Genomic DNA, 25029 nt, shown 5'->3' with positions numbered 1-25029 from the left:
CGATGTGACCCGGTCGAATCTGATCGGCGGCGAGATGCTCAACTGGTCGGATCTGCACCCGGGCGACGCCCGTCCCGCGGTTGCCGGATCCGCAGCCACAGCGCTCCTGGCCGCCACCCTTCAGCCTGACGACAGCGTTCTGATCGCCGGCCCGCACGCCGCCGATCTGATCACGGCTGCCGTCGCGCAGGCCACGTCGGTCGACCTCTTGCTTCGCTCGGCGCCCGACGCCGAGGAACTCGCCGAGTTGCTGGACGACGCCAAAGGACAGGTCTTCTGCGGCTCGCTCGATCGTTGGGTAGTGAACGAGACGTACGACGTCATCGTCGCGCTGGACGGGTTGGAGCGATTGGGCGGACCCGACACGGCGAATTTCCCGTGGGCACAGGCGCTGGATCGGCTACGGGCACGGCTCCGGCCGGGCGGGCGGCTGCTCCTCGGCGCCACGAACTCCTTCGGATTCGAGCGACTGATTCAGCCGGACATCACCGCAGCACTCCCGCGCGACGAGGACTGGGCCCGGGACATCGCGGACCGCGCTCCGGCAGGCCTCAAGCCTCTCCTCTCTGCACTCGGCACCTCCGACCTGCAGACCTCTGCTGTCTTCCCGTCGCTGGTGCAGGCGGATGTCGCGGTCACCTCGGTCGAGGGGTTCGCGGCCGTCGTCGCGGCACGAGCTGTTGCCTCGCGCAACGAGGGTCCGGTGTTGACCGACCCGTACCGCCTGGTGCTGGATGCGGCTGCGGCGGGCGTTGCCTTCGAGTTGGCGCCTGCCTGGTACTTCGTGATCGGCGTGGAAGCGCCGGCGGTGTTGCCGGCAGGCGTCGTACCGGACGGAGACGGCGTACTACTGGAGGAGCACCTTCTCGCAGCGTTGCGGAGTGATGATCAAGCGGAGCTTCGGCGGGTGATTCCGGCGTATGTGGCTTGGTTGGGCGCGGGCGGTGCGGGTTCCCCGGACAACGTGATCCTGGACGGGACGTCGTACCGGCTGTTCGGGGAGGCGCAGGAGCTGGATGTCGTGGAGCACCTGGCCCGCTTCGCCAGGCGGGCGCTGGAAAGTGGCTCGCGGCAACCATGGCCCGCGGCGGCCGACCCGCACGCGCTGACCGCGCGGCTCGCGGCGATGGCCGGGATCACCGTGCCGGAGCAGGAGTTCACCCCGGACGAGGTGGTCCGCCCGCGCGGCAGCGCCGAGCAGTTGACCACCGTCGCCCGGCTCGCCGACGAGCTCGCCCACGCGAGCGCCCGCGCGATCCTCTTCGAGGGCACGGTCAGTGGCATCCGCCGCTCGCTCCCCTATCGCGTCGGCCACGCGGTGCTGAACCCGGCCCGGGTGATCCGCCGCCGCCTCAAGCGGGTGCTGCGGAAGGTACGCCGCTGATGCACCACGCCAACCACTTCTACGGGCACGCCAACATCATGGCGACGTACGCCGGACTCCCGAAACCGCCGCGGATCTGGGGCTACCTGCAGCACGGCTGGAACATCCTCGACGGCTTCGCGCACGGCACGAACTTCGCGCCCGGGATGCCGAAGTTCGTCTGGTCGGACAGCGTCCGCCGCCGCGGCCACGCACTCGGGCTGCGCAACTACTCGGTGATCGGCTCGGTCTGGCTGTACCTGCTGAAGACCCATCCCGAGTTGGCCACGCCGTCGAAACGGGCCAAGGGCACCATCTTCTACCCGTTCCACGGTTGGGAAGGCCAGCACGTGCTCGGCGACCACGGCCGGATCGTTGCCTCGATCAACGAGCACGAGACCGGACCGGTGACCGTCTGCCTGTACTGGAACGAGTTCGACAAGCCCGCGATCCGGAACGTCTACAAGGACGCCGGATTCCGGGTCATCACGCACGGCTACCGCGGCCTGCACTGGCGCAAGACCGACGCCAAGTTCCTGGTCAAGCAACTGCGCGAACTCCGCAAGCACGAACGGGTCGCGTCCAACCGGCTCAGCTCCGCCGTTCTGTACGGCGCCTCGCTCGGACTGGGCGCTGGGGTCTACGGTGATCCCATGGTGCTCGAGAACGAGCACCCGTCGTTCGGCGGACAGGCGCGGATCAAGCGGCTGTGGCCGGAGATGGACCAGCCGTACGTCCCGCCGGCGGCCGCCCGTGAGTTCACCGATACCGAACTGGGCGTCGACCACGTCGCCGGACCCGCAGAAATCCGGGAGATGTTCCGATGGACCCCGTGACACCAGAGCTGAAGATCGGCATCATCACGCAGGTTCGCGTGACCAGCACCCGGCTACCGGCCAAGGTGCTGCTGGCCGTTGCCGGGCGCTCCTATCTCGAGCACCACCTCGACCGGCTGAGCCGCACCGGCCTGCCGGTGATCGTCGCGACCACCACGAACGTCCACGACGACCTGGTCGTCCAGGTCTGCGAGGAGGACGGCATCCCGGTCTTCCGCGGCAGCGAGGACGATGTACTCAGCCGGTTCGCCGGCGCCGCCCGCGAAAACGGCCTGGACGCCATCGTCAGGGTCACCTCCGACTGCCCGCTGATCGATCCGGAGATCGTTGCCGCGGGCGTCGATCGGTGGCGCGCCGAGAACGACCTGGACCTCTACATCTCGAACTGTCTCGAGCGCACCTACCCGCGGGGCATGGACTTCGAGATCTTCTCCACGGCCCGGTTGTACGACGCGGAGGCGAACGCCACGCTCAAGGCGGACCGCGAGCACGTCACGCCGTACCTGCACCAGAACCGGTCCGGCGAGATACGGCTGCTGAACCTGCCCTGGTCCGGCGGTGGAGCGCAGTACCGGCTCACGCTGGACACGGCGGACGACTGGAAGTTGCTCGATGCCCTGATCGAAGACTTCGGCGGGACGGAGCTCGGCTGTGCCGAACTGGTCGCGATTCTGGACGGGCACCCGGAGCTGGCCGCGCTGAACGCGCACATCGAACAGAAGAAACTCGGCGAGTAGCAGGCTCCCCGCGCTCCGCTACGGCATGATTTACCGTGATGACCACCAATGATCCGGCCGGGGACTCCGCCGCTGCCCCGGAAAACGGCGCGGCGAACGGCGCAGGCAACGGCGCGCACGCCGCGCGGGCCACGTCGTTCGGCGCCGTCGCGGCGGCGTACGACCTGGGCCGGCCGACGTTCCCGGTCGATGCGCTGATCTGGATCCTGGGCGCCGGCCGCGGTCTGCAGGTGCTCGACCTGGGCGCCGGCACCGGCAAGCTCGCCGCGGTCGCCGCCGAACTCGGTCACGACGTGATCGCCGTCGACCCGTCGCAGGAGATGCTCGAGGTCTGCCGCCGGCGGCCCGGGATCGACACGATGGTCGGGGCGGCGGAGTCGATCCCGCTCGCTCACGCCTCGGTGGACGCGGTGATCGTCGGACAGGCCTTCCACTGGTTCGACCACGCCCGCGCCCTGCCGGAGATCGCCCGGGTACTGCGCCCGAACGGCGTCCTCGGCCTGCTCTGGAACAACCCCGACACCGTGGTCCCGTGGGTCCGCCGGATCTGGCAGGTGATGCAGGGTGACGGCGTCGGAGGCACCGACCGGTTCGACCCGGTGCCGATCATCGACCAGTCGAACCTGTTCACGCTGCTCGAGAGCGCCCGGTTCCGGCACTGGCACGACCTGAACCGCCAAGGCCTGCGGCAGTTGGCCCAGTCGCACTCGCGGGTCGCCGTGCTCAAGGACACCCGGCGCGACCAGGTCCTGGACCAGATCGACCTGATCTACGAGCACACCGCCCGGCCCCCGGAGGCGTTGCGGATGCCGTATTTCACCGACTGCTTCCGAGCCCACCCCAGCGAGTTCGCGAACTATCGCCGTACGGTCGACGGCCCGGTGGCACCGCATCTGTAGAAACATTTTGGTTGCGGAAGGTCACAAACAGGCGACTTGGGGCTAACGTGCACCTGTTCTAGTCCACCGAAGGGGAACGCATGGACGAGGAAGTGGTGCGCGAGCGGGACGCCCGCGCCTATGAGGCGGTGCACGACGCGGCCGACTTCAAAGAGCTGAAGCGGCGGTACAAGAACTTCGTCGTACCGTGGACGATCGCCTTCATGGCGTGGTACCTGGCGTATGTCGCCTGCAACAACTGGGCCCGCGACTTCATGGACCACCGGATCGGTGGCAGCCACATCAACGTCGCGCTGATCTTCGGCCTGTTGCAGTTCGTGTCGACGTTCGTGATCGCGGCTGTCTACGGCCGGTTCGCCAACCGCAAGCTCGATCCGCTGGCCCACGGCCTGAACGCCAAGTACAAGAGGGAGCGCCGCCGGTGACCGTCCTTCTCGTCCCGCTGAGCCTTCCTTTGGCCGCTGAACCCGGCAACCGGACGCTCACGATCTCGCTGTTCACCGCCGTCGTTGCCGTGACGCTGTACATCACCTGGTGGGCGTCCCGGCAGAACAAGACCGCTGCCGACTACTACGCAGGCGGCCGCTCCTTCAGCGGCGCGCAGAACGGCCTGGCGGTGGCCGGCGACTACATGTCCGCGGCGTCGTTCCTCGGTATCTCCGGCCAGATCGCCCTCTACGGATACGACGGCTTCCTGTACTCGATCGGCTTCCTGGTGGCCTGGCTGGTCGCACTGCTGCTGGTCGCCGAGCTCCTGCGGAACTCGGGCCGCTTCACGATGGCCGACCAGCTCGCGTTCCGGATGAAGCAGAAGCCGGTCCGGACGGCAGCCGCGACCTCGACGATCGTGGTCTCGATCTTCTACCTGCTGGCCCAGATGGTCGGCGCCGGTTCGCTGGTCGGGCTGTTGCTCGGCGTGAAGAGCGAGGGCCTGAAGGCCGCCGTGATCGTGCTCGTCGGCGCGCTGATGATCGTCTACGTGACGATCGGAGGCATGAGGGGCACCACCTGGGTGCAGATCGTCAAGGCCGTGCTGCTGATGGCGGGCACGGTGGTGATCACGTTCCTGGTGCTGCTGAAGTTCAACTTCAACATCTCCGACCTGCTCGGCTCGGCCGCCTCGAAGTCCGGGAAGGGCGAATCGTTCCTCCAGCCCGGACTGCTCTACGGCAAGGACCTCACTGGCCAGATCGACTTCCTGTCGCTCGGCCTCGCGCTGGTCCTCGGTACGGCGGGCCTGCCGCACATCCTGATCCGCTTCTACACGGTGCCGGACTCGCGGTCCGCGCGGCGGTCGGTGCAGTGGGCGATCGGCCTGATCGGCGTGTTCTACCTGATGACGCTGGCCCTCGGATTCGGCGCCGCGGCACTGCTGGATACGGCCAAGGGTTCCGCAGTCGAGACGTCGAAGGGCAACGTGGCGTCGCCATTGCTGGCCGAAGCCGTCGGCGGCGGGGCCGACTCGACCGGTGGGGCGATTCTGCTCGCGCTGATCGCGGCGGTCGCCTTCGCCACCATCCTCGCGGTGGTGGCCGGGCTGACGCTGACTTCGGCGTCGTCGTTCGCGCACGACCTGTATGCCAACGTCATCTCGAAGCAGAAGCCGACCGAGAAGCAGGAGCTGCGGGTGGCGCGGTTCGCGGCGATCGGGATCGGCGCGGTGGCGATCGGGCTGGCGATCCCGGCACAGAAGCTGAACATCGCGTTCCTGGTCGCGCTGGCGTTCGCGGTCGCGGCCTCGGCGAACCTGCCGGCGCTGCTGTTCAACCTGTTCTGGAAGCGGTTCAACACCTCGGGCGCGGTCTGGAGCATCTACGGCGGCCTGATCTCGGCCGTCGTACTGGTGGTGTTCTCGCCGGTCGTGTCCGGCAACGGCGACAAGTCGATGATCACCGGTTCGGACTTCCACTGGTTCCCGCTGTCGAACCCGGGCATCGTGTCGATCCCGCTGGGCTTCCTGTTCGGCGTAGTCGGCACGTACCTCGGCCGGGACAAGTCGAGCGAGGACCGGTACAGCGAACTCTCGGTCCGCGCGCTCACCGGCGCGGGCGCGGAGGGTGCTACCAAGCACTGACGCAGTACATCCAAGGGCCGGCTCGCATTCACTGCGAGCCGGCCCTTCGCTGTCACGAGCCGTTGACGCACGGTTGATGGTGCCGTAACAATGAGCCAATCGCCGCGCAAGAAATGACCAAGTCAGCGTAAATTCTGGACTCCGTGCGGCGGCTCTTCCCTGTCCCGCCCACCAGGAGAGGCCCATGCGAATTCCGAACTGGCGGTTGCTGACCGCCTTGCTGGCCGCGAGTCTCGCGGCTGCTCCGCTCGTCCGGCCAGCGCCCGCCGCGCAGGCCGCCGTACACGCCGGCCCCAATCTCGCTGCCGGCAAGGCCGCGTCGGCCAGCAGCAGCACCCAGGACTACGCCGCGTCGAACGTGACCGACGGCAACCAGAACAGCTACTGGGAGAGCGCGAACAACGCGTTCCCACAATGGGTCCAGGTCGATCTCGGTACGTCGGTCGCGACCAACCAGGTCGTACTCAAGCTGCCGACCGCCAACTGGGGCGCACGTGACGAGACCCTCGCGGTCCAGGGCAGCACCGACGGGCAGAACTTCACCGACCTGTCCGCGCCCGCGGCGCGCACGTTCAGCCCGCCGAACAACACGGTCACCGTCGACTACGGCACCGCCACCACGCGGTACGTCCGGATCCGGGTCACTGCGAACACCGGCTGGCCGGCCGGACAGCTCTCCGAACTCGAGGTCTACGGACCGGCAACCGGTGACACCCAGGCTCCCACCGCCCCGGGCAACCTGGCCTTCACCGAACCCGGCGCCGGGCAGATCAGGCTCACCTGGAGCGCCTCGACCGACAACGTCGGCGTCACCGGGTACGACGTCTACGCAAACGGGCAACTGCGGACCAGCGTGGCCGGCAACGTGCTCGCGTACACGGACAACCAGCCGGCGAACGTCTCGATCGCGTACGCCGTGCGCGCGAAAGATGCTGCTGGCAACCAGTCCGCGAACAGCAACACGGTCACCCGCAACGGCAGTGGCGGTCCGGGCAGCAACCTGGCGCTGGACAAGCCGATCACCGCGTCCGGGTCGACGTTCACCTACGTCCCGGAGAACGCGAACGACGACGACGTGACGACGTACTGGGAGGGCAACGCCAACCCGGCAACGCTGACCACGCAGCTCGGCGCGAACGCTGACCTCAGCTCGATCGTGGTGCGGCTCAACCCTGATTCGGCGTGGGGGCCGCGGATGCAGACGTTCTCGATCCTCGGGCGCGAGCAGAGCTCGTCGAACTTCACGACGATCGTTGCTTCGTCCGGGTACGACTTCAACCCGGCGAGCGGCAACAGCGTGACGATCCCGGTCAGCGCGCGCGTGGCCGACGTACGGCTGAACTTCACCGGGAACACCGGCGCACCGGCCGGACAGGTCGCTGAACTGCAGGTGCTCGGCGTACCGGCGCCGAACCCGGATCTCACGCTCTCCAACGTTTCGTGGACACCGACCTCCCCGGTCGAGACCGACGCGATCACGGTCCGCGCGACGGTGAACAACGGCGGTACGGCGGGCTCCGCGGCGACCGACGTGAACTTCTACCTCGGCACGACCAAGGTCGGTACGGCGGCTGTCGGCGCGCTCGCGGCCGGGGCGTCCACGACGGTCAGTGCGTCGATCGGGACGCGCGATGCGGGCTCGTACGCGTTGAGCGCCAAGGTCGACGAGGGTGGTTCGGTCATCGAGCAGAACGACGGGAACAACACGGCGGCCGCTGCTGGTCCGCTCGTGGTGACCCCGGTGGCGAGCTCCGATCTCGTCGCGTCGGCGGTCAACTGGACTCCAGGGAACCCGTCCGCCGGCAACGCTGTCGCGTTCTCCGTGTCTTTGAAGAACCAAGGCAGTGTCGCCTCTGCGTCTGGTGCGCACGGGATCACACTGACGGTACTGAACGGATCGTCCGTGGTGACGACACTGACCGCGTCGTACAACGGGACGATTGCGGCCGGTGCGACCACTCCGGCTGTTGCTCTCGGCAACTGGACCGCGGGCAACGGGCGCTACACCGTGCGCGTGGTGCTGGCGGACGACGCCAACGAGCTGCCGGTGAAGCGGACCAACAACACGAGTGAGCGGCCGCTCTTCGTGGGTCGCGGCGCGAACATGCCGTACGACCACCTCGAGGCGGAGGACGCTTCGGTAGGCGGTGGCGCGTCCGTGATCGGACCGAACCGGACGATCGGCGACCTAGCCGGTGAAGCCTCCGGGCGGCGCGCGGTCACGCTCGGCTCGAACGGTTCGTACGTCGAGTTCACCACCCGCGCCAGCACGAACACGCTCGTCACCCGGTTCTCGATGCCGGACTCGTCGGGCGGAGGCGGGCAGACGTCGTCGATCAGCGTGTACGTGAACGGCACCTTCGCGAAGACGTTGCCGCTGACCTCTAAGTACGCCTGGCTGTACGGCGCGGAGGCGTCGCCGAACAACTCGCCCGGGTCGGGTCCGGCGCGGCACATCTACGACGAGGCCAACCTGATGCTCGGCCAGACCTACCCGGCCGGGACGAAGATCCGGCTGCAGAAGGATCCGGCGAACAGCCTGACGTACACGATCGACTTCCTCGACACCGAGGCGGCTTCCGTTGTCGGCAACCCGGGTGCGGGCTTCGTCACGCCGGCCGGTTTCACCCATCAGGACGTGCAGAACGCGCTCGACCAGGTGCGGCAGGACAGCAACTTGCAGGGCGTGTACCTGCCTGCCGGTGACTATGAGACGTCGTCGAAGTTCCAGGTGTACGGCAAGGCGGTCAAGGTCGTCGGGGCCGGGCCGTGGTTCACCCGGTTCCACGCGCCGACCACGCAGGACAACACCGACGTCGGGTTCCGGTCCGAGGCGTCGGCGAACGGGTCGACGTTCAGCGGGTTCGCGTACTTCGGCAACTACACGTCGCGGATCGACGGGCCCGGGAAGGTGTTCGACTTCTCGGGTACGGCGAACATGACCATCGACAACATCTGGGTCGAGCACATGGTCTGCATGTACTGGGGTGCGAACACCGACACGTCGACGATCAAGAACTCGCGGATCCGGGACACGTTTGCCGACGGCATCAACATGACGAACGGGTCGGCCGGCAACACGGTCAGCAACAACGACGCCCGCTCGACAGGTGACGACAGCTTCGCGCTGTTCAATGCCACCGACAGCGGCGGCGGCGAGGTCCGGGACAACGTGTTCGAGAACCTGTCCGCCACGCTGACCTGGCGGGCCGCCGGGTTCGCGGTGTACGGCGGGACGAACAACATCTTCCGGAACCTGTACGCCGCGGACATGCTCACGTACCCGGGGATCACCATCAGTTCCCTGGACTTCGGGATCCCGATGAACGGGTTCGGGGCCACACCGCCGACACAGTTCCAGAACGTTTCCGTCGTACGTTCCGGCGGGCATTTCTGGGGCAACCAGGCGTTCCCCGCGGTCTGGGTCTTCTCGGCGTCGAAGATCTTCCAGGGGATCCGCGTCAGTGATCTGGACATCGTCGATCCGACGTACAGCGGGATCATGTTCCAGACGAACTACGTCGGCGGCCAGCCGCAGTTCCCGGTCGCGGACACCGTCTTCACCAACACGACGATCTCCGGAGCCCGCAAGTCCGGCGACGCCTTCGACGCCAAGTCCGGCTTCGGCATCTGGGCCAACGAACTCCCCGAGCCCGGCCAAGGCCCCGCCGTAGGCACCGTCACCTTCAACAACCTAACCCTCACCAACAACACCAAAGACATCCAAAACACCACCACAACCTTCACAATCACCCGCAACTAACCCTCATTCGCCGCAAGACGTGCTGGCAGTACGACGGGCTCACCTGGATGGACTCAGGTGAGCCCGTCGTACCTCCCGCCGGATGGTGCTGCTGGCAACGACGCCTGCACGAACCTGGAGGGATTTGGCACCGTCGGAGAGTAAAACCCTCCGCGACGTCGGCCGCACCCCTGGAATCTGGGGACCGAGAACGTCAACTGGTCGGTTCAGTCACTCCCGAGTCCCGGAGGACATAGCCCGCCACAGTCGCCGCCTCCGCGCCGGAGCCGCCGACCTGCCCGACGATGACGCAGACCCGACGGGATCAGATTGTGGCAAAGGATGGCGGTCCGGCACCGGACTCGTTCGTGGCACGCTCACCCCACACCGCGAACCGGGCTGCTTCCGCGCGGGTCAGTTCGTCGGCATTCCAGCGGCTCGGTCTGACGCCGGGCGCGCCGGGTACGGGCAGGGCGCTCTCACCCCACGGATCGTCTGCGGGGGTTGAGGTCTGAGGTTTCGGGTTGTCGGCGGGCGTGAGAACGCCGTCCGACGGGTCCGAGGGCGTGGGGCAATACCCCGGTGGCTCGTGTGGCCTGGGTGTTTCGTCCGGTGGATACGACGGCGTGGGGTGGTCACCCGGTGGCTCGTGTGTCCGGGGTGCGTCGTCTGGTGGTCTGTGTGGGTGGCGGGGTGGGTCGGCCCAGGTGGGTCTGGCGACGTGGACTTCGCCGTTGGTGATGGTGATGGTCCAGTGGCCGTTGTGTAGGTCGGTGTGGTGGCAGCGGCACAAGAGCACGAGGTTGGAGATCTTGGTGTCGCCTCCGTCGATCCAGGAGATCAGGTGGTGGGCGTCGCACAGGATGGGTGGGGCTCCGCAGACGACGCAGCCGCGGTCGCGGGTGTTGAGGGCGCGGCGCATGGCGCGGGTGACGAGGCGTTCGCAGCGGCCGACGTCGAGGGGTTCGGAGTTGGAGCCGAGCACGATCGGGATGACCTTGGCGTCGCAGGCCAGCCGGCGGATGGTGGCGGCGGACAGCCCATTGCTGTAGACGGTCTGCCCGATCGCGTCCGCAGTCATCGCCTTCAGGTCCTGCAGGTCGATCGTGACGGTGATGTTCGCCTTCGCCCCGAACCCAGGCACCACATCACCAGCCGCACCACCCACCGCACCACCCACCGCGCTACCACTCGCACCACCGCTCCGGCAGGCTCCCGCGGCACCGACCACCCCACTGTCCGAGCCAACATCCGACCCGCCCGCCTCTTCCGCCGTTGTCTCCGCCGTAGGACCAGCCGCCGTAGAGCCAGCGTCCGTGGAGCCGGTGTGCGTGGAGCCAGCGTCCGTAGAGCCGGTGTGCGTGGAGTCGGTGGGTGTGTTGGTGGGGCGGGGGATGGTGGGTGAGGGGGTGCCTGCGTCTAGGGCGGTGGCGGCGAGGGTGAGGGTGGTGGTGAGGGCGTCGGCTTGGCGCTTTTCGCGGGAGCGGGGGTCGCGCTCACCATCGACGGTTTTGTGTGGGCGGGCGCCGGTGAAGATGAGCGTGCGGAGGAGTTCGGCGTTTTCGTTGGCCAGAAACCCGGTGAACTTCACTCCCCGGTCGGCGGTCTTCAAGGTCAAGGTCTCGCGGGCAGCGGCCTTGTCCTCTTCGGGCTCGGGGCCGTCGGTGTCGAGGATGTCGCGGGACTGTTCGGCGGCCTTGCGCAGGTCGGCCGGTGCCAGGTGCGGGCGAGGCGGACCAGTTCTTCTTCGGCGAACTCGAGATCGGCGACCGGCACGGTGGTCGGGACCTTTTCCAGGGCGGTCACGATCGCTTCGGCCTGCGCCGGCCGCAGGAACACCTGAGGGACATCTTCGTCCTCGGCCACATCGGGGTCGGGCAGCGCGGCGACGACGGCCGCATACTTGGGGAGGGCGCGGGACAGGCGGACGTCGCGGTAGGCCCGCGAGTGGTCGAGGCGGTAGCGGAATTCCACGTACTGGACCATGTCACGGGCACCGACCCGTTCGGCATACCCCGACCTGTCCATCGCCCCGATGAGGCGCAGGCGGCGGGTCTCGGTCCGGGCCTGGTCGGCGTCGCACTGGTCGAGAGCATGCGCCAGCTCGGCGTCACTCATCAACTCCGGCGGCTTCTCCATGGATCAAAGCCTAGACACCCCCACCGACAGTTTTCAAAGCCAGAACCCCTTATTTTCAAGGGAATCTGTTATCCACAGCCCCGACGTCCTGTGGATATTGCCAACAGCAACTAATCACCTCGGCCGGCGAGCGGTGGGGTCGCCGGCACCGGGCGGCTGTCACCAGGCCAAGTAGTTGCTCCGGTCAACAGATTGTGGGCGGTGGGGGTTAGGGCGTGGAGGGCGGTGCCTTGGGTTCTGTGGGTGGTTATCAGGGCGGCGGATCGGAGGACTCTGGTGTGGTCGGAGACGGAGGCCAGGGAGATGCCTACTCGGCGGGCCAGTTGGGTTGTGGTGGCGGGGTGGGTGAGGGAGCGGAGTACGGCGGCTCTGGTGCGGCCCAGGAGGTCTGCCAGAGCGTCGGTGGTGGCATCGTCCGGGTCGGTGAGGTCGGCGCAGGGGTAGACGAGGACGGGGCGGCGGTCGGGGGTGTCCATCGCGAGGCAGTTGGAGACCAGTGGGGACGGGTAGAGCTCGAGCCCGCGACCGTTCAGGTGGATGTCCGCGGTCCAGTCGTCTACGGGGCCGTACGTCGTCAGCACCGGAGTCGCCCACTCGACATCGGGATGCAGCGACGACAGCAACGCATCGATCCCACCGTGCAGCACAGCGCGCGACCGGATCCCGAGGTCGGCGCCGTACCGCCGTTGCAGCTCACCCGACGAAGGCCCCAGCACCTCCTGATGGAAGTCGCGGACCGCGCCGCCGAGCGCCCGCCGCGAGCCGGCGCGACCAGCCAGCAACCCACGCATATATCGGTCGATGTCCGGCGGCAACCACGGCCCCAACTCGTCCCGGATGACCGAGGCCGGCGTTTCCATCAACGCCTCGACGGCCGGCTCCAGCCCCGGCCCCGCCACGTCCGGGATCAGGAAGTCCGGGAACAGTCCGCCCGGCGAGATCAGCTTGAACAGCGGACGCATCGACCCCCGCACCCGCGGTGCCGCAGTACGTCGCCAGCGCCGTGCGGCCGGCGACATCGAGCGGTCACCGAGCGCGCGGGCCGCGAGCGCGGCTTCCCACAGCGGGTGCGGCTCGGTCGGGAACGTGACCCGGCCGAGGTCCGCCGTGGTGAAGTGGACGCGGATCATCCCCCGATTGTGACGGTCGCGAGGTCACCCGCACAGACCTCTTCGGTTCAGGCCGAATCCGGTCGCGACCGGCCGCCGTACGCTCCCACCCTGGCCGGATGAAACGTCTCGCAGTCCTCACCGTCCTGGTCCTCGCCGCGGCCACCCCGTCGGCCACCGCGCAGGCGGGCGCAGTCCACCGACCGACGCAGTACGTCGTCTCGACCGCTCCCGGCGAGAACCTCGAAGGGATCGCGGTGACGCCCGGCGGCACGATGTACGTCACCAGCGTCGCCACCGGCGCGGTGTACCGCGGCAACACCCGCTCGTCCTGCCTCAGCCTGTTCCTGCCGGCCGGCAGCGACGGACGTACCGCGGCCACAGGCATCCACCTGGACCGCTGGGGCCGGGTCCTGGTCGCCGGTGCGAGTACGTCGAAACTCTTCCTGTACGACGCCCGCGGCCGGCTGCTCGACGTACGGAAAGCGGCGGACGGCTCGTTCCTCAACGACTTCACGATCGCGGGCGACGCCGTCTACGTGACCGACTCGACGCACAACCAGATCTGGCGGGCGCCGCTGACCCGCAGCGGTCTCGGCGAGCTCGAACCATGGATCACCCGCGACGAGATCCAGCCGACGCCGTACTTCCTGAACGGCATCGTCACCGACGGACGCGTCCTCCTGGTCGGCGAGCAGGGCCAGGACGTCACGTACCGGATCGACCTCCGTACCCGGCAAGTCACGGTCCTCGACGTCCCGAACGGCATCCTGTCCGGCGACGGATACCTGCTCGAAGGACGCCGGCTGTACGCCGTCCACAACGCCGGAGGTGGGAAGTACGTGACCCGGCTCGCGATCCTGAACAACGATCTGACCGCGGCGACCCTGGTCGCGGATTCAGGCCCGGGCGCGGCCGGTGCGACTCCGACGACGATCGCCCGCGACCACGGCCGGCTGCTGTGGGTGAACAGCCAACTGGACGTCGCACCCGGTACGCCGCCGTACACCGTGACCGTCGTACCGGGTCTGCGTTAAAGCCCGTCGGTGACGCGCGCGAGGACTGCACCGGCCTGCAGGACGAGCGTCCGGTCCGCGTCGTCGAGGCGACTGAGGAGATTGGCGAGTTCCTCGGCGGCCTGACGGCCGGACGCCTCCACCGTCTGGGCGCCTACGTCTGTGAGCACGACCGCGGTCGCCCGACCGTCGACCGGGTCCGGTTCACGCCGGACCAGGCCGGCCTCTTCCAGCCCAGCGACCGTCGTCGTAGCGGTGGGTTGCGAGCACGGGACCCGGGCGGCGATCTCGCCGATCCGGATCGGTTGCTCGTCGGCGATCAGCATCAACGCCAGGAACTGCGTCGGGTGCAGGAGCGTGGTGGTCCTGCTGCGGCGCAGATGTCTGACGATTCGGTGCATGCTGACCAGCAGCTGCAATGCCTCCTGCGCCATCGTGATCACCTCCGTCGGGAAGCGCAATCGTGGCACAGGCACCCAAACATCGCCTACCGCTCCGGTCTGGTGCCGGGGTCAGGAGGTCGGCAGCTCGCCGTTGCCCGGTGCGGAGACGACGCGATTCCGGCCGGCGTCCTTGGCCTGGTACATCGCCAGATCGGCCGCCATCTGGAGCTCGTCGAGGCTGGTGCCGGACTCCGGGTACGTCGCGGCGCCGATCGAACACGTGATCGGGCCACACAGCACCGGGCCGTTGGGAGCGGCAACGGTGACCGCCAGCCCCGCGATGCGACGCCGGATCCGCTCGGCGGCCAGGGCGGTATCGGCCGCGGAGGTCTGCGGGAGCAGGATGGCGAACTCTTCGCCGCCGAGCCGCCCGACCAGGTCGTTGTCGCGGACCTCGTGGCGCAGTTCGGCCGCAACCGCCTTCAGTGCCTCGTCACCGGCGAGGTGACCGAAGGTGTCGTTGATGGCCTTGAAGTGGTCGAGATCGAGATAGAGCACGCCGAGCCGGGAGTTCGTGCGTTCGGCGCCGGCGAATTCGCGCCGAGCGATCTCATGCCAGAAGGCCGCATTGGCCAGGCCGGTCTTGGGATCGGTGCGTGACGCCGTCTGGAACTGCTCGACCAGAAGCGCGCGATGGAGACCGAGAATGGTCAGCAGCAGGACGGCGACGGCCCACGGCTGGCTGAGCAGCAGCGCGGCGGTCGCGACGCCCAGCCCGAGTGAACCGGCCACGATCAGCTGATCCGAGAGTCGCCCGAGGGCGTTGCGTCCTGGGGAGTCCGGGTTGGCCATCATGATCGCGCCGGCGACCAGGGCGTAGTTCACGAACCAGTACGCCAGGCCTGCCGCCACTACGGCGACGAGTCCGAGTGGGCCGGACGGGTAGCCCGGGTAGACACCAGGACGGATCGTGGCCAGGACGACCGCTCCTGCGGCGCCGGCCAGCACGAGCGTCGTCGCGGTGAAGACCGACCGGTACGGCGGAACTCGTCGTACCCGCAGCCAGGAATGCACGTAGGTGCTGAGAATCAGCGCTACTGCCAGCGGCGGAGGCAGGATGAGGACACCGGCGAAGGTCCACATCCCCTTGAGATTGACGTACGGAATGCCTTCGGCGCCGACCTTGCGCAGCCGCTCGATATCGCGTGCGGCTTCGAGATGGATCGCCGATCCGGCGGCGAGAACCAGCAGCCGGATCCAGTCACCGGCCGTGACGGAGACGAGGTCGAACGTCGACGCGACGACCACCACGGTGATGAGTTCGACCGCGAGGACGTAGCCGAGCACGCTCCGGGGCTGCGACCACAACGCCCACCGGGCCGGGCTCCAGCCCACGTCCTGACGTCGGCGTAGGCGACGTCGCGCCAGCCGATGCCGGATACTCATGAAAAAGACCTCCGCCTCACAGTCGGTCCTTGTCACAGAGTAGCCGTGATGTGTACGCATTGTCATGGCTTCCCTGATATTGCCTCGCTGCGCTCACCCCCTATGCGCCCAGATCCCGCGAGAGGAGGCCGCCGCCATGCAGAACAACGACTGGTGACCCATCACGCAGGTTGTCGCGTGGCGCCGACGTACCCGTACGCCGCGCCCGCCGCGACCAGTACGCCGAGAATTCCCGCTGCCGCCACGACCAGGGCCGGCGCCCACCGATCCGCCGCGGCACCGGCGACCAGCACACCGATTCCCTGGGACACGATCAGCGCAGTGCGCGCCAGGCCGAACGCCTGGCCGCGCTGCGCGTCCGGCACGTTCAGCACGAACGCCGCACTCGCGGCCAGCTGGTACGACGCACACAATCCCGACACGAACCACAAGGCGACGGTCACCCACAGCCCCGGTTCGGCGATACAGCCGATCAGCGGCGCACAGGATCCGATCGCGAGTGGGCCCATCAGCGTGAGCCGCCGCGCCGGCGCGGCTCGCGTCAGCAACAGCATTCCGACCATCTGCCCTGCCGGGTTGGCGGCGAGCAGGACCCCGACAGCGGCTGGTCCGCCTCCGACCACTGCGGCGTACGGCGCGGCAAGTCCTTCGATGCTCACGTAGAAACCGGCGACACAGGCCAGCGCGACCAGGTACCGCAGCTGGCGATCGCTCCAGACGAGCTTCGCGCCCGCCGACAGCGAAGGCCACCATCCCGGGCGCGCTTCGGTCGACCCCGGCAATGGGCGTTCACGAACTCCGAGCTTCAGCAGCAGCGCTGACAACGCGAAGGTGACGGCGTCGGCCAGCAGTGCGTTCCCGACGCCGAAGGCTGCTACCAGGGTGCCGCCGGTCACGAACCCGGCCAGTTGAGAGGCCTGCGCGGTGATGTTCGACACCGAGCTGGCCAGGACGTACTTGTCGCCGGTCAGGATCGACGGCAACAACGCGGCTCTGGCGGATTGGAACGGCGACGCGAGCAACTGCACCGCGACGAGCAGCACGCAGAGGATCCACAGCGAGGCGCCGGGGATGGCCATTGCCGCGACCAGCACCGCGCGGGCGATGTCGCAGCCGATCATGAGCCGGCGTCGCGGATAGCGGTCCGCCAGTCCGGACAGCAGCGGGCCGCCCACGATGTCGGGCAGGAAGGTCAGCGCGTAGGTGACCGCGGACAGCCCGGCCGATCCGGTCCGGTCGAAGACGAGTACGGCGAGCGCGACCCGGGCCAACTGGTCCCCGATCACCGACCCGAGCTGCGCCAGCCACAGCCAGCGGAACTCGGCCACGCCGAACACCTCGCCGTACGTGGCGGGCTGATCAGCGGGATCTGTGGACGACGGGTGTGCGGGGCGGGTCACCAAGTCAAACTACCCACGATCCGCAACCACCCGCGCACGCTACGGTGCGCCGCCCCGAGTTGTTCAGAGGTGTACGGCGAGGACGCCGAGGGCGAAGCCCGTTCCCGCGAGGCCGAGCATCGTCGTCGCGAGCGTGATGAGCCGCGCCTGCAGCTTCGGCAGCTCGGCAGCGGTCGCGAACACGCGCTGCGGCCAGTGCCGCCAGGAGACGTACCAGAAGATCGCCGTGGCAATCAGCAGCAGGAAGCCTTTGACCGCGTGGATCCACCAGTGTTCGTGGGTGATCGCGAGCAGCACGCCACCGGTGAGCGCGATCGCGCCGATCAGCCCGACCACCTTCCACCGGTTGCCCGAGGCAATCACGGCGGTCAGCGTCTCGCGCCCGTCCTGGTCCTTCCCGAAGTACTTCTTCAGCTTCGGCTGCACCACGAACAACGAGTACGCCATCCCGCCCACCCAGGCGGCGGCGAGGCCGGCATGGACGATCGCCACAAGCACAGTCATCCCACGACCTTAGGGCCATCGGGGTTGTCTACGTCACGTTGCGGTTAACACGGCCGTCACATCGAATCAACAGGGCCGAAATTGGCGGTTGACACCGTGGAGGCAGGCTGGCCGCCCGATGCGTCGGCTGTGAGGAAAGGACCGACGGTGAGCTACAAAGCCGAGTACATCTGGATCGACGGGACCGAGCCGAGCGCACGGCTGCGTTCGAAGACGAAGATCCTGCCTGACGGCGCCGCGTTGCCGGACTGGGGTTTCGACGGTTCGAGCACCAACCAGGCGCCGGGCGACAACTCCGACTGCGTACTCAAGCCGGTCTTCAGCTGCCCGGACCCGATCCGCGGCGGAGACCACAAGCTGGTGCTGTGCGAGGTCTACCTCGTGGACGGCACCCCGCACCCGACGAACCGTCGGGCCGAGCTCCTTCCGGTCGCCGAGAAGTTCGCCGATCAGGAATCCTGGTTCGGCATCGAGCAGGAGTACACCTTCTTCCAGGAGGGCCGTCCGCTCGGCTTCCCGGCGGTGGGCTTCCCCGCGCCGCAAGGCCCGTACTACTGCGGTGTCGGCGCCGACGAGGTCTTCGGCCGCGAGATCGTCGAGAAGCACCTGGACGCGTGTCTCGAGGCGGGCCTGGCGATCTCCGGCATCAACGCCGAGGTCATGCCCGGCCAGTGGGAGTTCCAGATCGGCCCGGTGGGTCCGGTCGACACGGCCGACCACCTGTGGATGGCCCGCTGGCTGCTGTACCGCATCGCCGAGGAGTACGACGTCGCCGCGACGCTGGACGCCAAGCCGGCCAAGGGCGACTGGAACGGCGCCGGCGCGCACACGAACTTCTCGACCAAGGCGATGCGTGAGGGGTACGACGCGATCATCACCGCCTGCGAGTCGCTCGGTGCCCCGGGCAAGGTCGACGAGCACATCGCGGGCTACGGGCACGGCATCGAGGAACGTCTGACCGGCGCGCACGAGACCGCTCCGCACGACGTCTTCAGCTACGGCGTGTCCGACCGCGGCGCCTCGGTCCGGATCCCGTGGCAGGTCGAGGTCGACAAGAAGGGCTACATCGAGGACCGCCGCCCGAACGCCAACATCGACCCGTACGACGTGACGCGCCTGCTGGTGAACACCTGCTGCTCCGCGCTGGAGAAGGCCGGCCAGGTCTGACCTTCCACGCCTGAACAACAGCCCCCGGGAGAGCCCGGGGGCTGTTGTAATCTCACGGCATGGACCCGTGGCAGACGTTGACCACCGACTACGAGCAACGCCGGGCCCGGGAAGACTCCCTTGACCAGTTGATGGAGTGGGACGCCCAGCGCTCCCTGATCGGATCCGTCGAGGGCAAGACCGTTCTGGACATTGGCTGCGGCAACGGCGAGAAGGCGATCGAACTCGTCCGCGACCACGGCGCCACCGCGGTGGTCGGCGTCGACGTCGGCGCCCAGTTCCTGACACCGCCGGACGGCGCCGACGTCACGCTGATGACCGGAGACCTGTCGACCCTCGACGAGATCCCGGCGCTGAACGGCCGCCGGTTCGACGTCGTACTGTTCCTGCAGTCTCTCGCCTACGCACAGGACCGAGGAAGAACTCTCCGCGCGGTGCGATCGCTGCTGGCCGACGACGGCGTACTGGTCGTCTCGATGGCGCATCCCATCCGTTGGGCGGTGGAACGCTCCGAGCGGGACGACCTCGGACTCGGGGACGCCTATCACACGGTCGGCCCGTACTCGTACCCGTCGCGGTGGAACGAGGACGTGACCATCACCCACACCACCGACACGTTCTCGTCGATCCACAACTCCCTGACCGACAACGGTTTCCGGGTCGAGCGGGTTCTTGAACCGCAACTGTCCGACGAGAAGAAGCAGCGCTATCCGCACAAGCAGGCGTGGCTCTCGCAGTACGTCGGCATCATCATCTTTCGGGCCCGGCCGGTATGAGAGTTCTGCATCGGACCGGGCAGTGGTGCCCGGCGCGGCAGGTCGGAGAAGTTGTCGCGTACGACGTACGGATCCTGCCCGAATACCAGGTAGCCGGCCGCCCGACGGTCGATCGCAGCTACCTGCTGCTCGACGAAGGAGTCCAGCTGACCAAGCCGGCCGTTTTCGAGGGGCCGGTCGAGGGCTGGTGGTACGTCGACGTGGTGGAGATCGAACGCACCGACGACGGCCTCGTCGTGCACGACCTGTACGTCGACTTCCTGATTCCGCCCGCGGTGGATCGCTACCAGATCCTCGACCTGGACGAGCTCTCCGACGCCTTGACAGCAGGCAAGATCACAACTGCTCAGTGCGCCGACGTACTCACCGCGACCCAGCGGTTCGTCCACCGCTATCTGCGACGCGCGGAGGAGGGTCCGAACGGTCCGTCCGCCGAGTTCCCGCCGCCCGACGTGAGAGCTCTCGAAGAGTTCCCGGCTTTCTAGAACAGAACAGACCCCCGGCGAACCGGGGGTCTGCTGCGAGTTGTCAGTCCTCGTCGGACTTGCCGGAGGCCAGGTTGGTTTTGATGAGGTCCATGACCGTGGAGTCGGCGAGGGTGGTGACGTCGCCGACCTCGCGGTTCTCGGCCACGTCGCGGAGCAGGCGGCGCATGATCTTGCCGGAGCGGGTCTTCGGGAGCTCCGAGACGACCATGATCTGACGCGGCTTCGCGATCGGACCGATCTCCTTCGCGACGTGGTTGCGCAGCTCCTGCACCACGTCCGGTCCGCCGTCGCCGGCCTCCGAGCGCAGGATCACGAACGCCGCGATCGCCTGGCCGGTCGTCGGGTCGGACGCGCCGACCACGGCGGCCTCCGCGACCTTCGGGTGCGAGACGAGCGCGGACTCGATCTCGGTCGTCGACAACCGGTGACCGGACACGTTCATCACGTCGTCGACCCGGCCGAGCAGCCACAGGTCGCCGTCCTCGTCCTTCTTCGCACCGTCACCCGCGAAGTACACGCCCGGCCAGCGCGACCAGTACGTGTCGACGAACCGCTGGTCGTCGCCCCACAGCGTCCGGAGCATCGCCGGCCACGGCTTGGTGATGACGAGGTAGCCGCCGGAACCGTCCGGCACCGACTTGCCCGCGTCGTCGACGACGTCCACGCTGACGCCCGGGATCGCCTTCATCGCGGCGCCCGGCTTGCCGGCGGTCACGCCCGGCAGCGGCGAGATCATGTGCATGCCGGTCTCGGTCTGCCACCAGGTGTCGACGACCGGCGCGTTGTTCCCGCCGATGTGCTCGCGGTACCAGACGTACGCCTCCGGGTTGATCGGCTCGCCGACCGACCCGATCACGCGCAGCGACGACAGGTCGAACTTCGCCGGGATGTCGGCGCCCCACTTCATGAACGTCCGGATCGCCGTCGGCGCGCAGTACAGGATCGACACCTTGTACTTCTGGACGATCTCCCACCAGCGGCCCTGGTGCGGCGTGTCCGGCGTGCCTTCGTACAGCACGGATGTCGTCGCGTTCGCGAGCGCGCCGTACACGATGTAGCTGTGGCCGGTGACCCAGCCGATGTCGGCGGCGGTCCAGTAGACGTCGGTGTCCGGCTTGAGGTCGAACACACCCCACTGCGTGTACGACGTACCGACGAGGTAGCCGCCCGTGGTGTGCAGGATGCCCTTGGGCTTGCCCGTGCTGCCGGACGTGTACATCACGTACAGCGGGTGCTCGGCGTCGAACGCCTCCGGAGTGTGCTCGGTCGACTGCTTGCCGACGAAGTCCTCCCACCAGAGGTCGCGGCCCTCGACCATGGCGGTCTCCTGGCCGGTGCGGTTCACCACGATCACGTTGCGCACGTCCGGGCAGTCGACCAGCGCGGCGTCGACGGCCGGCTTCAGCGCAGCCGGGGCGCCGCGGCGGTAGCCGCCGTCGGAGGTGATGACGACGCGGGCGTCGCAGTCCAGGATCCGGCCCTTGAGCGCATCCGAGGAGAAGCCGCCGAAGATGACCGTGTGCGGGGCGCCGATCCGGGCGCAGGCGAGCATCGCGACCACGGTCTCGGGAATCATCGGCATGTAGATGGCGACGATCTCGCCGGGCGTCACGTTCAGCTCGAGCAGCGCGTTCGCGGCCTTGCTGACCTCGTCCTTGAGCTGCGCGTACGTGATCTCGCGGGTGTCACCGGGCTCGCCCTCGAAGTAGTACGCGACCTTGTCGCCGAGACCGTTCTCGACGTGCCGGTCGACACAGTTGTACGCCGCGTTCAGCTTGCCGTCGGCGTACCACTTCGCGAACGGCGGGTTGCTCCAGTCCAGCGTCTCGGTCGGCTCGGTCGCCCAGGTCAGCCGCTTGGCCTGCTCCGCCCAGAACCCCTCGAAGTCGGCCGCGGCCTGGTCGTAGGCGTCGGCCTTGAGGTTCGCGTTCGCCGCGAGCTCGGCGGGCGGCTCGAACCGGCGCTCCTCGTGCATCAGGTTCGACAGCGCCTCAGACTGGGCCTCGGGCTGGCCCTCGGACTGGGGTGACTCTGCATTCGTCACGTCGACGACTCCTCATCGCTGGCTTCGGCGCGCTGGAGCGCCCGGTTACCTTTCTACCAACGCCGACCCCGCCACGGGAACCTGCGTATCGCCCAGCCGCTCCGAATCTGCGCCGAACAGCCCCCGTCGGAGGACCGGCGGCCGCGGATTTCCGGCGTACGGCGGAACCAAACGGGCTGGAGGTGCATCGGACAGTATGTGAACCCGATGCAGCCGATGGTCCAGACGCCGACTCTCGACGCCGCGGAACGCCCGAAGATCTCGCGGGCCGCGCGCCGCCGGGTACACGCCCGCGAGCTGCGCGTTCGCCGTACTCAGAAGGCGGCCCGCGCCCAGCTTCCGCTGTGAACTACTCCTGGTGGTAGGCGCGGAGTTTGCCGAGGATCGTGGTCAGCCGGGTACGGTCCGTGGCCGACAGCGGGGCGAAGATCTCCTCCTGTGCCTTGCCGACCAGGGTCGTCAGTCGCCGGTAGTGGCGCTTGCCGGCCGTGGTGATCGTGATGACGTTCCGCCGGCCGTCGGCCGGGTCGGCGCTGCGCTCGACGTACCCGTCAGCCTCGAGTTCGTTGAGCGCGGCAACCACATCGCTGCGGTCGATCGAGCTGCGCCGCCCGAGGGTCGCCTGACTGGCCGGCCCGAACTCCACCAGCGTCGCGAGCAGCCGGTAGTGGTACGCCCGCGCACCTCCGGCGGCGAACGACTCGGTGATGATGCGGTGGGCCTGGGCCGCGCTCTGGGTCAGCAACCAGCTCGGCAGTTCGGTCAGGGCGGTCGGGGTCTGCTCATCCACCCGCGCAGTCTAGGTCGTCAACGGTTCGCAACTCGGGACGTTGGCGGGACCTACGATTCCTTGGCGTCCAGGAGTTCGTCCCAGTGGTCCTCGGCCCAGGCACACATCAGGCGCAACGGTTCGAGCAGGCTGCGGCCCAGGTCGGTGAGCTCGTACGTGACGCGGCGCTCGCACACCGTCCGCTGAAGGAACCCGTCACGCTCGAGTCCGCGCAGCGACTGGGTCAGCATCTTCGGGCTGATCCGGGCGAGCGGGACCCGCAGCTCGGAGTACCGGCGCGGGCCATCCTCGAGGCAGCGCAGCACCATGCCCGCCCATTTGTCGGTGCCGATCCGGAACGGGAGCAGCGTCGACGGGCAGATCTCCTCGAACATGTCCGCTCGCAGCACCGCCATGCTCACCAAGGTATCCAATCGGTAACCACCCTCCCTCCTACGGTCGCCGTACCACTTTGTCGAGGAGGTTGCGGTGAGCAAGATTCTGGTGATCGGAGCCCGCGGACGCGCCGGATCGGCGGCCGTCACGGAGGCCCGGGACCGCGGGCATGCCGTGGTCGGCGTCGCCCGTACGACGAACGCCGGGCAGGCCGTTGCGGCGGACGCGGAGCGGGCTCCGGGGGATGCGGGGTTGGTCGTTGGGGATGTGACGGATGCGGGTCGGGTTGCGGAGTTGGCGGTGGGATTCGACGCGGTGATCGCGGGGGTGTACGACGGTGGCAGCGACCCGGGCGAGTTCTTCCCGCGGGCTGCTCAGGCCCTCGTCGACGGGCTCGAGAAGGCCGGCGTACTGCGGCTCGTATGGGTCGGGCTGGCGTCGATCCTCCCGACCGCCGACGGGACGTTGCTGATGGACACCGAGGGATATCCACAGGAGTACCGCTCGTTCTTCCTCTCCCACCAGGCGGCGCTGGACGTATTCGCGGCGTCGTCCCTCGACTGGGTCTCGATCGCACCCACCGGGGACTTCGACCACGCCGATCCGTCCCGCAAGGGGAGGTATCGCGTGGCGCCGGCGGATGCGCAGGAGCGGATCTCGTACGCCGACTTCGCAGTCGCGCTCGTCGACGAGGTAGACCACCCGAAGCACCACCGCACGGCGATCGGGGTAGTCGTCTAGACGGGGTGAAGTCTGCAGCTCGACAGTACGTATATGCCTGCTACGTTCGTCCGCACGCCTGGTGCCGCCTCGATCGGAGCGCAGCGGGCGTATACGTACTGTCGAGCTGCAGAAGGCTCGAGAGGCATCGGGTCTAGACCGGTCCTCGCGCCGCCCGGCAGCGGACGATAGGTTTCTGCCATGGCTGGGGCCGAGGAGTACTTGGGTAAGGCGTTGGAGATCGCGCAGCAGGCGGCCGAGACGCAACTGGGCGCGATCCGGGTGGCGGCGGGGCTGGTTGCCGATGCGCTCGCCGACGGGAAGCAGTTCTGGGTGTTCGGGACGGGGCACAGTCACACGCTGGCCGAGGAGCTGTACGGGCGAGCCGGCGGGCTGGCCGACGTACGGGCGATCCTCGAACCGGGACTGATGCTGCACGAGGGCCTGCAGAAGAGCTCCCTCCTCGAACGCCTCCCCGGCCTGGCCGACGTCCTGCTGGAGATCAATCCGCTGGCGTCCGGCGACGTACTGCTCATCGCGTCGAACTCCGGGCGGAACGCCGTACCCGTCGAATTCGCCCTCGGCGCCCGCGCCCGCGGCGTGAAGGTCATCGCCCTGACCTCGCTGGCCCACTCGAACGCAACCACCGCCCGCGCCCCGAGCGGCCAACGCCTCTTCGAAACCGCCGACGTCGTCATAGACAACTGCGGCGTACCAGGCGACGCCCTCATCAAAGTCCCCGGCACACCAGAACCCACCGGCGCCACGTCCACGTTGGTAGGCGCCCTACTCCTCCAGGCCCTCACAGTAGAGATAGTCGCCGACCTGACCGACCGCGGCCAAACCCCCAACGTCCTCCGAAGCCTGAACGTCTAGCCCGGCGCCCCTCGGCGAGCGCACTGTGCCGACGGCAAGCGGTCCTCCGGGAACACCGCCCCCTCGGTGAGGACTGGAGACACGGCATTACCTGTTCCAGGTCACCATTGCCTATCCCGACATACGTGATTCGCACCGTGGCCGT

Annotated in this window: 23 protein-coding genes; 14 read left to right on the top strand and 9 right to left on the bottom strand. The window is 68.1% G+C overall.

All coding sequences use genetic code 11. The features are described 5' to 3' along the window. Positions 1-4: 4 nt before the first annotated feature. The 7 genes from OHB24_RS13870 to OHB24_RS13840 all read left to right on the top strand — a co-directional run bounded on the left by OHB24_RS13870 (position 5) and on the right by OHB24_RS13840 (position 9672). Entirely contained in the window at positions 5-1384 is a 1380-nt protein-coding gene (locus tag OHB24_RS13870) for a hypothetical protein (RefSeq protein ID WP_327639411.1), read from the top strand. Beyond that, on the top strand, positions 1384-2199 hold the full coding sequence (locus tag OHB24_RS13865) for a hypothetical protein (protein ID WP_327639410.1): 816 nt from the start codon (positions 1384-1386) through the stop codon (positions 2197-2199). The genes OHB24_RS13870 and OHB24_RS13865 overlap by 1 nt, the downstream gene beginning before the upstream one ends. Then, on the top strand, positions 2187-2936 hold the full coding sequence (locus tag OHB24_RS13860; protein WP_327639409.1) for a glycosyltransferase family protein: 750 nt from the start codon (positions 2187-2189) through the stop codon (positions 2934-2936). The genes OHB24_RS13865 and OHB24_RS13860 overlap by 13 nt, the downstream gene beginning before the upstream one ends. A 38-nt stretch (positions 2937-2974) precedes the next feature. Next, positions 2975-3835 carry a class I SAM-dependent methyltransferase gene (locus tag OHB24_RS13855; RefSeq protein ID WP_327639408.1) on the top strand — a complete coding sequence of 287 codons (861 nt, stop codon included), beginning with the start codon at positions 2975-2977 and terminating at the stop codon, positions 3833-3835. An 80-nt stretch (positions 3836-3915) separates the two neighbouring features. After that, positions 3916-4260 (top strand): DUF485 domain-containing protein, encoded by a 345-nt coding sequence (locus tag OHB24_RS13850; protein ID WP_327639407.1) that lies wholly within the window; start codon positions 3916-3918, stop codon positions 4258-4260. Further along, entirely contained in the window at positions 4257-5909 is a 1653-nt protein-coding gene (locus tag OHB24_RS13845) for a solute symporter family protein (protein ID WP_327639406.1), read from the top strand. Before OHB24_RS13850 ends, OHB24_RS13845 begins: the two co-directional genes overlap by 4 nt. Positions 5910-6093: 184 nt before the next feature. Continuing rightward, positions 6094-9672, top strand: a complete 3579-nt coding sequence (locus tag OHB24_RS13840) for a discoidin domain-containing protein (RefSeq protein ID WP_327639405.1) — start codon at positions 6094-6096, stop codon at positions 9670-9672. A gap of 304 nt (positions 9673-9976) precedes the next feature. On the opposite strand, the gene OHB24_RS13835 is transcribed toward OHB24_RS13840, so the two are convergent. Together OHB24_RS13835 and OHB24_RS13825 are read right to left on the bottom strand one after the other, a co-directional pair. Beyond that, positions 9977-11620, bottom strand: a complete 1644-nt coding sequence (locus OHB24_RS13835) for a DUF222 domain-containing protein (protein WP_442913991.1) — start codon at positions 11618-11620, stop codon at positions 9977-9979. A gap of 280 nt (positions 11621-11900) precedes the next feature. Next, positions 11901-12920 (bottom strand): ArsR/SmtB family transcription factor, encoded by a 1020-nt coding sequence (locus OHB24_RS13825; protein ID WP_327639403.1) that lies wholly within the window; start codon positions 12918-12920, stop codon positions 11901-11903. 98 nt (positions 12921-13018) lie between these two features. Between OHB24_RS13825 and OHB24_RS13820 the strand changes: the two genes are divergently transcribed. Further along, positions 13019-13936, top strand: a complete 918-nt coding sequence (locus tag OHB24_RS13820; protein ID WP_327639402.1) for a superoxide dismutase — start codon at positions 13019-13021, stop codon at positions 13934-13936. Here the strand turns inward: OHB24_RS13820 and OHB24_RS13815 are convergent. From OHB24_RS13815 to OHB24_RS13800, 4 genes are all read right to left on the bottom strand, one after another. Next, positions 13933-14349, bottom strand: a complete 417-nt coding sequence (locus OHB24_RS13815; RefSeq protein ID WP_327639401.1) for a MarR family winged helix-turn-helix transcriptional regulator — start codon at positions 14347-14349, stop codon at positions 13933-13935. The genes OHB24_RS13820 and OHB24_RS13815 overlap by 4 nt on opposite strands. A gap of 78 nt (positions 14350-14427) precedes the next feature. Continuing rightward, entirely contained in the window at positions 14428-15744 is a 1317-nt protein-coding gene (locus tag OHB24_RS13810; protein WP_327639400.1) for a GGDEF domain-containing protein, read from the bottom strand. A gap of 161 nt (positions 15745-15905) precedes the next feature. Continuing rightward, positions 15906-17144: an MFS transporter gene (locus OHB24_RS13805; protein ID WP_327639399.1), complete on the bottom strand. Its 1239-nt coding sequence runs from the start codon at positions 17142-17144 to the stop codon at positions 15906-15908. A 63-nt stretch (positions 17145-17207) separates the two neighbouring features. Further along, complete coding sequence (locus OHB24_RS13800; protein WP_327639398.1) at positions 17208-17648, bottom strand: hypothetical protein; 441 nt, start codon at positions 17646-17648, stop codon at positions 17208-17210. 147 nt (positions 17649-17795) lie between these two features. Between OHB24_RS13800 and glnII the strand changes: the two genes are divergently transcribed. From glnII to OHB24_RS13785, 3 genes are read left to right on the top strand one after another with little or no spacing between them, the layout of a single operon-like run. After that, positions 17796-18815: a glutamine synthetase gene (gene glnII, locus OHB24_RS13795; protein WP_327639397.1), complete on the top strand. Its 1020-nt coding sequence runs from the start codon at positions 17796-17798 to the stop codon at positions 18813-18815. Between the two features lie 59 nt (positions 18816-18874). Then, complete coding sequence (locus tag OHB24_RS13790; protein WP_327639396.1) at positions 18875-19591, top strand: class I SAM-dependent methyltransferase; 717 nt, start codon at positions 18875-18877, stop codon at positions 19589-19591. Then, a complete protein-coding gene (locus OHB24_RS13785; RefSeq protein WP_327639395.1) occupies positions 19588-20076 on the top strand; it encodes a hypothetical protein in 489 nt (162 codons plus the stop codon). The genes OHB24_RS13790 and OHB24_RS13785 overlap by 4 nt, the downstream gene beginning before the upstream one ends. Positions 20077-20119: 43 nt before the next feature. Here the strand turns inward: OHB24_RS13785 and acs are convergent, their stop codons facing one another. After that, positions 20120-22054 (bottom strand): acetate--CoA ligase, encoded by a 1935-nt coding sequence (gene acs, locus OHB24_RS13780; protein WP_327641059.1) that lies wholly within the window; start codon positions 22052-22054, stop codon positions 20120-20122. Between the two features lie 276 nt (positions 22055-22330). Here acs and OHB24_RS13775 point away from each other — a divergent pair, with 276 nt between their 5' ends. Beyond that, positions 22331-22471 carry a hypothetical protein gene (locus OHB24_RS13775; protein WP_327639394.1) on the top strand — a complete coding sequence of 47 codons (141 nt, stop codon included), beginning with the start codon at positions 22331-22333 and terminating at the stop codon, positions 22469-22471. Between the two features lies 1 nt (position 22472). Here OHB24_RS13775 and OHB24_RS13770 read toward each other — a convergent pair whose 3' ends face one another. After that, positions 22473-22913 (bottom strand): MarR family winged helix-turn-helix transcriptional regulator, encoded by a 441-nt coding sequence (locus OHB24_RS13770; RefSeq protein WP_327639393.1) that lies wholly within the window; start codon positions 22911-22913, stop codon positions 22473-22475. A gap of 50 nt (positions 22914-22963) precedes the next feature. Beyond that, the gene (locus OHB24_RS13765; RefSeq protein ID WP_327639392.1) at positions 22964-23308 is read right to left on the bottom strand and encodes a winged helix-turn-helix transcriptional regulator; all 345 of its coding nucleotides are present in this window, start codon (positions 23306-23308) and stop codon (positions 22964-22966) included. A gap of 73 nt (positions 23309-23381) precedes the next feature. On the opposite strand from OHB24_RS13765, the gene OHB24_RS13760 reads away from it, so the two are divergent. Further along, positions 23382-24029: an NAD(P)-dependent oxidoreductase gene (locus OHB24_RS13760; RefSeq protein ID WP_327639391.1), complete on the top strand. Its 648-nt coding sequence runs from the start codon at positions 23382-23384 to the stop codon at positions 24027-24029. A gap of 180 nt (positions 24030-24209) precedes the next feature. Further along, a complete protein-coding gene (locus OHB24_RS13755; protein ID WP_327639390.1) occupies positions 24210-24884 on the top strand; it encodes an SIS domain-containing protein in 675 nt (224 codons plus the stop codon). Positions 24885-25029 lie beyond the last annotated feature (145 nt).

Origin of the sequence: Kribbella sp. NBC_00482, from assembly GCF_036013725.1 — a bacterium.
Taxonomy (GTDB): domain Bacteria; phylum Actinomycetota; class Actinomycetes; order Propionibacteriales; family Kribbellaceae; genus Kribbella.
Note: the sequence above shows the minus strand (reverse complement) of the source record. Positions and strands in the feature narration are given on the sequence as shown.